The sequence below is a fragment of the Flavobacterium branchiicola genome (assembly GCF_018383905.1).
Classification (GTDB): Bacteria; Bacteroidota; Bacteroidia; order Flavobacteriales; family Flavobacteriaceae; genus Flavobacterium; species Flavobacterium branchiicola.
Map to the genome: position 1 here is coordinate 1 of NZ_JAGYWA010000018.1, position 10,169 is coordinate 10,169.

The following is a 10,169-nucleotide window of genomic DNA, read 5'->3' on the forward strand; positions in this document are numbered from 1 at the left end:
AAATTCTTTTACGACCTTCCTTTTAAAGACCTCACTGAAAGTTTGGGGAGGCAATGGATTTTTAGAATGTTTTCTTTCTGTTGACATAATTGCATCTATTATAGTCAACTTTTTTCAGGACGAGACAAATAATAAAAAAACCGAAGCTGAATAAGCTTCGGTTTTTTCTATAATAAGTGTTTTTATTGAATAATTATCTCGTTACTCCCTGGCTTGCAATCCAGTCAGAATATTTTTTTGCATTCACATTATGTTCTGCCAAAGTTGAAGCAAATTCATGATACCCAAAACGTTCTACACTAGCGCAAAAATAGATATAATCGTTTTTCTCTGGATTTAAAACCGCATCAAGTGCCGTAATATCAGGCATTGCAATTGGCCCTGGAGGCAATCCAATATTCACATAAGTATTATAAGGTGACTTCATAACCAAATCGTTATAAAAAACCCTTTTAATGACCTGATCAAAATTATTATCTCTTAATTTCAAAGCATAAATTACAGTTGGATCAGCTTGCAACGGCATCGCCAAACGTAAACGATTTAAATAAACGCCCGCAATACGTGGACGCTCGTCTTTCTTAACAGACTCTTTATGAACAATTGATGCTAGAATAGTAGCCTGAACTGGAGTTAAACCTTGTTTTTTTGCTTTTTCAATTCTTTCTGTTGTCCAAAAATTATGGTATTCCTTAATCATTTTATCACGGAATTTTTCTGCAGAAGTATTCCAGTAAATCTCGTAAGTATTTGGAATAAACATTGCAAAAACATTCTCTTCATTAAATCCGTTTGCTGCCATAAAAGTTGAATCTTTTATCGCCTTTAATAAAGATAAACTATCCGCTTCGATTTCAGAACCTACTCTTCCCGCAAAATTCTCTAAACGCTCCTGATTATTAAAAGCCAATTTTACCGGAACATTAGAACGCATTGCGCGCACCAAATCAATATTGTTCATGTCTTTTTTAAGTAAAAAACGACCAGACTTTACATTTTCAGGATAGCTTCTTTTATTCGCTACCATTTCAAAATTGTCGAAATTCTTAATGTATGGTTCTAATATTTTTTTTACATCTGTATAGTTTGCCCCAGTTGGAACGTATACATAAAGCTCTTTTTCTTCAAATTTAGTATTAGAGCTAAATATTCGGCTAATTAAAATAAATCCGTAAATCATTAAAACAGAAATTACGGCTACAGCCAATAGAGTGATGATTTTTTTTAGTTTCAAAGTCTAAAATGTTAAATATGTTTGTTAATTAATTGAAAAATTGCTTCGTCTTGATAGTGGTTATTTAGCAAAATCCAATCTTTTTTAATTCCGATTTTCTCAAAACCAAATTTAGTAAAAAGAGCTATACTAGCTACATTTCCTACATTAATATTTGCATATAATTGATGTAGATTTAAATGGTGAAAAGAATATTTAATTAATAATTCTAATGCCTCAGAACCAATATTTTGGTTTCTGTTATCTGTATTCTGAATCACAATTCCAACTCCGGCTTTATTATTTCTGGGATCAAATTCAAATAAGTCTATCAATCCAATTGCCGGAAAATCTTCATCCTGACAAATAGCCAAACGCAATTGTTTTGCCTCATAAATATCCTGTTGTGCATTTTCAAGATATTGACGAATCAAAAATCGGCTATAAGGTGTATTGGTATTGCTGACTTCCCAAATGCTCTGATCATTTTCCATAGCATAAACAAACTCTAAATCATTAGGTTCTAATGCACGTAAATAAATCGATTCTCCCTTGAGTGTTATCATTTAAATTATGAAATTAGGTTGACGCTTCTGAGACTTAAATTTCGATAGTCCCTTTAAAAACAAATTTTGCTGGTCCTGTTAGAAAAACATTCGTAAAATGATCTCCAATTTTATCAAAAGAGACAACCAATTTTCCTCCTTCAACATTTAAATTAATCGAAGTTTTGTCTGTTTGTCCAATAGCATTCATTGCAATTGCCACAGCTGTTGCACCGGTCCCGCAAGCCAGAGTTTCATCTTCAACACCTCTTTCATAAGTACGAAGAGAAAAAGTATCCTCGTCAATCTTTTTTACAAAATTAACGTTGCTTCCTTTTTCACCATATAATTCTCCGTAACGAATCGCTGCTCCATTATCTTTTACATTATAGTTTTTCAAATCTTCAACAATCTGAACATGGTGTGGCGAACCTGTATTTAAAAAAGTATAGGAATCTTGTTTTTGGATTTCATCAACATCAATCATTTGTAAAGAAACGATAGCATCTTTTCCGACAGAAGCATGATGCAATCCATCAGTAGCTATAAAAGTAGTCTTATCATCAATCACTCCTAATTGATTGGCAAAAGCAACCAAACATCTTCCTCCATTACCGCACATTGAACTTTGATTTCCATCAGAGTTATAATAAACCATTCTGAAATCTGTATCTGAATCATTTTCCAGTAAAATAAGTCCGTCTGCACCAATACCAAATCGTCTGTCACATAGACGTTCAATTAACTGAATATCTTCTTTTGGAAAAAAATTAGAACGATTGTCAATCATCACAAAATCATTCCCTGTACCTTGATATTTATAAAATTCTATTTGCATTTTTTAGTTGTTAGAACTACAAAAGTACGAACAATTAATTAAGGAAATGTTAATCATTGTTAAAGAGCGTTAAACCGTTTTTACAAATAATTTTTTGAAGTAATTTTACGTTAAATTAAACAGGAAACAAAATTCTAATAACTTAATTACAAACTCTAATATGAAAAGATTTTCAGCCTTATTTTTAGTATCATTACTTAGTGGTACTATTACTCTTGGTGCTTACAAGTTATTATTTGAAAGCAACAATTCATTTTTTGGAAAAGGAAATTCTGTTGTAACTCTTGCCCCAAACTCATTTGGAAGAAATGTTGGTTTAGCTGCTGAAGCGGTCGATTTTACAGAAGCTGCAGACAAAACTATTCATACCGTTGTTCACGTAAAAAATGTTTCGAGAAGAACCGTAAGCAATCCGATGCTCGAATTTTTCTATGGTTATGGCGGACAGCAGCAACAAGAACAAGTAGGAACCGGTTCTGGAGTAATTATTTCTGAAGATGGATATATCGTCACCAATAATCACGTGATCAAAGATGCAACAGAAATTGAAATTACTTTAAACAATAAAAAATCATACAAAGCAAAATTAATTGGCACGGATTCTAAAATGGATATTGCCCTTTTGAAAATTAATGCTGATGAAAAACTACCTTATACCGCTTTTGCTAACTCTGATTCTGTAAAAGTGGGTGAATGGGTTTTGGCAGTTGGAAATCCTTATAATTTAACTTCGACTGTTACTGCCGGAATTGTTTCGGCGAAAGCCCGAAATTTAGATCAAAGCGGAATTCAGTCTTTCATTCAGACAGATGCGGCAGTAAATCCTGGAAATAGCGGTGGAGCATTAGTAAATGCAAGAGGTGAATTGATTGGAATTAACACGATGATTTCTTCAATGACTGGTTCTTATGTTGGATATTCTTTTGCAGTTCCATCCAATATTGCAAGAAAAATTATTGAGGACATTATGGAATACGGAAATGTTCAGAGAGGAATACTTGGCGTAGAAGGTGGCGAACTTAATAGCACAGCTTCTAAAGAATTAGGGATTACAGAGACACAAGGATTCTACATTAATAAAGTAACCAAAAATTCAGGCGCAGAAAAAGCCGGACTTACTAAAGGTGATATTATTGTAAAACTAGATGAGCAAAACATCGCAACTTATGCTGATCTTTCTGGTTATATCAATACTAAAAGACCAAATGATGTTGTAAAAGTTACCTACATTAAGGAAGGAAAAACAAAATCTGTTCCTGTAACGTTGAGCAAAAATGAATTTTACAGTGCCGAATTTAAAGGAATCGAATTAGAAAACATCGATGCCGCCGATAAAAAGAAATTCAGAATTGATTATGGTGTTAAAATCAAAAATATCACTAATGAGAATTTAATGCAATATCAAAATGAATTGCAAGGCAACATCATTTTAAGTATTGATAATGTAAAAGCAACAAATGTTGAAACCGTCTCTAAACTTTTAAGTAAAAAAGATGAAGGGCAAAGTGTCCGTATTGAGATGATCAGCAGAAACGGAGAAATCTTTAGAATTATCATTTAAAAAAATAAAATTTATAATTTTTAAAGCCATCTTAATTTTAAGGTGGCTTTTTTTATTTTCAAAAATAAATCATAAAATAGTTTACGAAATCGATTGAAATGGATACTTTTGCGCCAAATTTTAAAATAGTGAGCATTTTATTTTTTCAATTTAATCAATTATGAGCAAAAAATCTTTGTACCAAAAAGAGGTATCATTACAAGTCGACCGAAGAAGAGCTGGTGTCGAATTAATAAAAATCATAAGTGATTTATGGTATGACAAGTCTATCGAAATGGTTTTATTTAAAAATCAATTACTGGATCAAAATGTCAGTGATATAATCAATCTGCATCAATATGCAGGTGAATTTGTTGGCAAACCAATTACCATTTTTGATTCGGTTGAAATTGCAAAAGTTGTTTTATCATTAGATTTACCTCCAGCAAAAATAGATTTAGGAAAATTAACATACGAATATCGTTTAGAAGATGAAAAATATCCAGATGCAAGATACTTTGTTATGGATAAATTAAAAAAAGCAAAATCATCAGAAGAAATTCAACCTAAAGATGTTGTTTTATATGGTTTTGGAAGAATTGGCCGTTTATTAGCAAGAGAGCTAATGTCAAAAACCGGAAAAGGAAATCAATTGCGTTTAAGAGCTATTGTAACCCGCGATAAAAATGATGCATCTAGTTTAGAGAAAAGAGCTTCATTATTGAGATACGATTCTATTCATGGAGATTTTCAAGGATCTGTTACTGCCGATCCTAAAAATAATGCCTTAATTATAAACGGGACAACCGTACATATTATAACTGCAAATGCACCGGAAGAAATTGATTATACACAATACGGTATAAATGATTCTCTGATAATTGACAATACAGGTGTCTTTACAACGGAGGAAGCTCTTAAAAGACATTTAACTTCAAAAGGAGCGAGTAAAGTTTTATTGACAGCTCCTGGAAAAGGAATTCCTAATATAGTACACGGTGTGAATCATAATGATTTCAATCCTGATGAAATTAGTATTTTCTCAGCTGCATCATGCACAACAAATGCAATAACACCTGTTTTAAAAGCAATTGAAGAGACAATTGGTGTTGTAAAAGGGCATTTAGAAACGATTCATGCTTATACAAACGACCAAAATCTGGTTGATAACATGCATAAAAAATACCGTCGTGGCAGAGCTGCGGCTTTAAACATGGTAATTACCGAAACTGGCGCAGGAAGTGCAGTTGCAAAAGCTTTACCTTCATTGGAAGGAAAACTTACATCAAATGCAATTCGTGTTCCTGTTCCAAATGGTTCTTTAGTGGTCTTAAATCTTGAAGTAAAAAAAGCTACCTCAATTTTAGCCATTAATAAAATCATGAAAAAATACGCTCTGGAAGGAGAACTTGTAGAACAAATTAAGTATTCTCTAAATAATGAGTTAGTATCATCTGACATTGTAGGAACATCAGCGCCATCAATCTACGATAGTAACGCTACAATTGTTTCTAAAGATGGAAAAAACATTGTACTTTATATTTGGTATGATAATGAATATGGATACAGCCATCAAGTAATTCGTTTAGCAAAATATATCGCAAAAGTAAGACGCTTTACTTACTATTAATATAAAACCAAAACCAACTATTTCTAAAAACCATCAAGTTTTCTTGGTGGTTTTTTTATTATATGGGAAGAACCGTTGTACTCTTTACTTCTGAAATTACAAAAACAGTATTAATCAATGAAACTTCAGGCAAAATAGATAACTTCTTTTGATGAAAATGATGATAGCTCTCCATATCCGGAATTATAATTTTAAGCATATAATCAAAATTCCCTGAAACATAATTACATTCTACCACTTCCGGTAAATCTAAAATGGATTGATTAAATCCCTCAGATGTATCATATGTCTGTTTTGTTAATGTAACCTGACAATAAACAGTTAGATTATTACCAAGTTTTTTCTTGTTTAAAATTGAAACATACTTCTCTATAACACCCTCTTTTTCAAGACGTTTAACCCGATCATGAACAGGCGTAAGAGACAAATTAATTTTATTTGCTATGTCTTTTAACGTGTAGTGTGCATTCTCCTGTAAAAGTCGTAAGATTTTTTTGTCTATTTCATCTAAAGCCATAACGAAAACGTTTTCAATTACAATTAAAAATAAGTCGTTTTTTCTTTTTCAGGAAGCAAAAAGCACTTCAAAAAGAATTAATTTCTGTAAAAGTATAAAATAAAATAATATTTTCTTATTTATACAGCGATTATCAATAATATATTCTCTATCTGTAGCTTTGTAAAACGAAATTCAAAAAAAACAAAAAAATATAACAAAATGGTAATAGGTGTTCCAAAAGAAATTAAAAACAATGAGAACCGTGTAGCATTAACTCCAGCTGGGGTTTCTGAAATGAAAAAACACGGACATGTTGTTTATGTACAAGCTACTGCTGGTTTAGGAAGTGGATTCAGCGATGACGAATACACAAATGCAGGAGCAACAGTTCTTGCAACAATCGAAGAAGTTTATGCAATTGCAGAAATGATTATCAAAGTAAAAGAGCCAATTGCTTCTGAATATCCTTTGATCAAAAAAGATCAGTTACTTTTTACTTATTTTCACTTTGCTTCATCAGAAGAATTAACTCACGCTATGCTTGAAAAAGGAGCAGTATGTTTAGCTTACGAAACAGTTGAAAAAACAGATCGTAGTTTACCTTTATTAGTTCCAATGTCTGAAGTTGCTGGTCGTATGGCAATTCAACAAGGAGCAAAATATCTTGAAAAACCATTAAAAGGAAGAGGAATTCTTTTAGGTGGAGTTCCAGGAGTACCTCCTGCTAAAGTATTAGTTTTAGGTGGTGGAATCGTAGGAACTCAAGCTGCAAAAATGGCTGCTGGTTTAGGAGCTCAGGTTACTATTATGGACTTAAGCTTACCACGTTTACGTCAATTAGACGATATCATGCCAGCAAACGTAAACACAGAAATGTCTAATCACTATAACATTACCAGAGCAATTAAAGATGCTGATTTAGTAGTTGGTGCTGTATTAATTCCAGGTGCAAAAGCTCCACACTTAATTACACGTGATATGCTTAAATTAATGCGTCCGGGAGCTGTAGTCGTAGACGTAGCTGTAGATCAAGGTGGATGTATTGAAACTTGTACTCCAACAACTCACGAAAACCCAACATTTATTATTGATGATATTGTTCACTACTGTGTGGCTAACATGCCAGGAGCGGTACCTTATACATCAACTTTAGCTTTAACGAATGCTACTTTGCCATATGCATTACAATTAGCAAACAAAGGATGGGAAAAAGCTTGTAACGAAAATGAAGAATTGAAAAAAGGATTAAATGTAGCTAATGGAAAAATCCTTTACAAAGGAGTTGCAGAAGCTTGGAATCTTCCTTTTAACGAAGAGTTAGTGTTAGCAAACGCATAGTGATAGTGCTAACATTAAAATAAGTGCTTACTAAACACTATTTAAAAAAGGCTTTTCTTAATTGAAAAGCCTTTTCTTTTTCACGATAAATAAAAAAAGCCTGTCGTCTGACAGGCTCTTTAATTCTATATAAAACAGTTTATTTTTTTGTGTCCACAACTTTTGTATCCAGAACTTCCTGCATAACTTTTGCTTCAGTTCCGTTAGGGAAAGAAACTTTAATTTTTTGCGCTATTGTCGGAGCTATTTCTGTAATCGCTTTTTTATCGTATGATTCCCCTTTCTTAATATGCCATCCGAAAAATATAGCTGGTACATGCGTATCATAAGTATAAGGTGTTCCGTGAGAAGTTCCAGTCGGCGAATATTCGATATTACCTGGTTTATCAATCACAACCATATCACCATCCTGAGTTACATCATAACCTTTTGCAACAAAATTTAAATAATAATCATTTCCTCCGTTAGCTAAAATTTCTTCTTCCGTATACACTTTTTTAACTTGAGGCTGCGCTATTAAAAAGTCTTTAAAAGCTTGTTTTACTTTTGCTAATTCTAAACCTTTTTCCCTAATTATCTGTTTATTGAAGAAAATATTAAAATTAGAATAATTCAATAATAAATCCACTCCAAAAGTCTGAACTGAAAAATCCTGTAGACTTTTACGAACATCTTTCGATGGATAATTATCTACATTGTATTTACGATCTTTCAAATAAATAACATTCTCTGCTCCTGCATGATCAGCAGTTAAGAAAAGAAGATAATTTCCTTTACCAACCGTTTTATCCAAGTAAGCTAAAAAATCAGCAATTGTTTGATCCAATCTCAAATATGTATCCTGAAGTTCCATTGAACGAGGTCCAAGTAAGTGACCTACGTAATCTGTCGACGAAAAACTAACCGTTAAAAAGTCAGTAATATTATCTTTACCAAGATCTTCCTTTTCAATAGCTCTCTTTGCAAATTCAGCCAAAAGATCATTTCCAAAAGGCGTAGATCTAATCACACCAGCATCATTTTTCTCATACATTGATTTTAAATCATATGGGAAAACCGGTGCAGCACTTCCATACAATTTACCTTCATAAGGATTGTTATCAGGTAAACTTTCATTATAAGTCGATGCTGGTTTATATAAATCCCATCCTTTATTAAGGTAAGGCAAATAGTGTTTTTCATTATTAAATTGTGTCACCCAATCAGGTAGCTTTTCTCCATAAAATGTACTAGAAATGAAAGAACCCGTTTTACTGTACCAAAAAGCCCAGTTTGCAAAATGTCCCGCAGGTAAAATTGCGCCACGATCTTTAAGACTCATTCCAATTACTTTTCCTGTAAAATTAGTTGCCATTCTTACTTCGTCAGTAATAGTAGTACTTTGCAAATTTTTAGGAGACATTGCACCTTCTTCTACCGTTCCGTCACCAACAGTTTTAACACCTGCATCATCTGTACAATACATTTGTTTTCCCGAAGTTCTGCTAAACCACTCGTTCCCTACAATACCATGAGTGGCTGGAGTTGTTCCTGTATAAATTGAAGCATGACCTGGAGCCGTATAAGTAGGCATATAATTATAATGCATATTCTGAAAAGTGAATCCTTCATTCATTAATCTCTTGAATCCATTTTGAGTAAAATCATCAGAAAAGCGATACAAATATTCCATCTTCATCTGATCTACAACAATACCTACAACCAACTTAGGGCGCTGTTGAGCATTTAAATTTGCTATCACAAATAATGTCAACAATACAATAGTTTTTTTCATACTTAAATTATAATATTTAAAACAAAAATAGGGATTCACATCCAAAAAGTCTAGCTACGACCTATTTAAAACTAAAAATTGACTTTAATTTAACAGAATTAGATAAACGCAAATTTATTAATTAGTACTAAAAATTTAATTAATTCAGTTAATAGCGTTTCCCTCCGAGTCGTGCTGTACGTTTTATCTTTTGCGGAAGAAGATTCAGGGAAAACATGTATCTTTTTCTTTCCCGCAAAAGGATGCCACTTTCATCACTAACGCAAGTATAGATTAATTGAAGTTTTGTATTCAGAATATAATTACAAAAAAACTATCCATTTCGGATAGCTTTTTTTTGAAAAAAAAGACGACGACCCCTCGATAGCTATCGGGGCTCCCACAAAGTGCAGTACGATTCGATATTGAATAAAACAAAAAATCCTCATCAAATAAATGATGAGGATTCTTCAAAAGAAAGGCGATGACCCCCGATAGCTATCGGGGCTCCCACAAAGTGCGGTACGATTCAATATTTTACAAAAAAAATCCTCCAAATAAATGATGAGGATTTTCAAAAGAAAGACGACGACCCCCGATAGCTATCGGGACTCCCACAAAGTGCAGTACGATACAATATTGAATAAAACAAAAAATCCTCATCAAATAAATGATGAGGATTCTTTAAAAGAAAGGCGACGACATACTCTCCCACATAACTGCAGTACCATCTGCGCAGGCGGGCTTAACTACTCTGTTCGGGATGGGAAGAGGTGAGCCCCGCCGCAATAACCACCTTAAGAAGTTATAATT

Annotated in this window: 8 protein-coding genes and 1 rRNA gene; 3 read left to right on the forward strand and 6 right to left on the reverse strand. The window is 33.0% G+C overall.

Annotation, left to right across the window (positions count from 1 at the left end):
* Positions 1–193 precede the first annotated feature (193 nt).
* The 3 genes from mltG to dapF are packed head-to-tail and all read right to left on the reverse strand — an operon-like array spanning position 194 to position 2,596.
* A complete protein-coding gene (mltG, locus tag KHA98_RS22645; RefSeq protein WP_213260272.1) occupies positions 194–1,234 on the reverse strand; it encodes an endolytic transglycosylase MltG in 1,041 nt (346 codons plus the stop codon).
* An 11-nt stretch (positions 1,235–1,245) separates the two neighbouring features.
* On the reverse strand, positions 1,246–1,779 hold the full coding sequence (locus KHA98_RS22650) for a GNAT family N-acetyltransferase (protein WP_213260273.1): 534 nt from the start codon (positions 1,777–1,779) through the stop codon (positions 1,246–1,248).
* 34 nt (positions 1,780–1,813) lie between these two features.
* The gene (gene dapF / locus KHA98_RS22655) at positions 1,814–2,596 is read right to left on the reverse strand and encodes a diaminopimelate epimerase (RefSeq protein ID WP_213260274.1); all 783 of its coding nucleotides are present in this window, start codon (positions 2,594–2,596) and stop codon (positions 1,814–1,816) included.
* A gap of 160 nt (positions 2,597–2,756) precedes the next feature.
* On the opposite strand from dapF, the gene KHA98_RS22660 reads away from it, so the two are divergent.
* Together KHA98_RS22660 and KHA98_RS22665 are read left to right on the forward strand one after the other, a co-directional pair.
* Positions 2,757–4,157: a trypsin-like peptidase domain-containing protein gene (locus KHA98_RS22660; RefSeq protein WP_213260275.1), complete on the forward strand. Its 1,401-nt coding sequence runs from the start codon at positions 2,757–2,759 to the stop codon at positions 4,155–4,157.
* A 160-nt stretch (positions 4,158–4,317) separates the two neighbouring features.
* Positions 4,318–5,766, forward strand: a complete 1,449-nt coding sequence (locus tag KHA98_RS22665) for a glyceraldehyde-3-phosphate dehydrogenase (protein WP_213260276.1) — start codon at positions 4,318–4,320, stop codon at positions 5,764–5,766.
* Positions 5,767–5,824: 58 nt separating this feature from the next.
* On the opposite strand, the gene KHA98_RS22670 is transcribed toward KHA98_RS22665, so the two are convergent.
* On the reverse strand, positions 5,825–6,283 hold the full coding sequence (locus tag KHA98_RS22670; protein ID WP_213260277.1) for an Lrp/AsnC family transcriptional regulator: 459 nt from the start codon (positions 6,281–6,283) through the stop codon (positions 5,825–5,827).
* A gap of 201 nt (positions 6,284–6,484) precedes the next feature.
* Here KHA98_RS22670 and ald point away from each other — a divergent pair, with 201 nt between their 5' ends.
* Positions 6,485–7,603: an alanine dehydrogenase gene (ald, locus tag KHA98_RS22675; protein ID WP_213260278.1), complete on the forward strand. Its 1,119-nt coding sequence runs from the start codon at positions 6,485–6,487 to the stop codon at positions 7,601–7,603.
* Between the two features lie 139 nt (positions 7,604–7,742).
* Here the strand turns inward: ald and pafA are convergent, their stop codons facing one another.
* On the reverse strand, positions 7,743–9,377 hold the full coding sequence (pafA, locus tag KHA98_RS22680) for an alkaline phosphatase PafA (RefSeq protein ID WP_213260279.1): 1,635 nt from the start codon (positions 9,375–9,377) through the stop codon (positions 7,743–7,745).
* A gap of 669 nt (positions 9,378–10,046) precedes the next feature.
* Positions 10,047–10,156, reverse strand: a 5S ribosomal RNA gene (rrf, locus tag KHA98_RS22685).
* Positions 10,157–10,169: the final 13 nt, after the last annotated feature.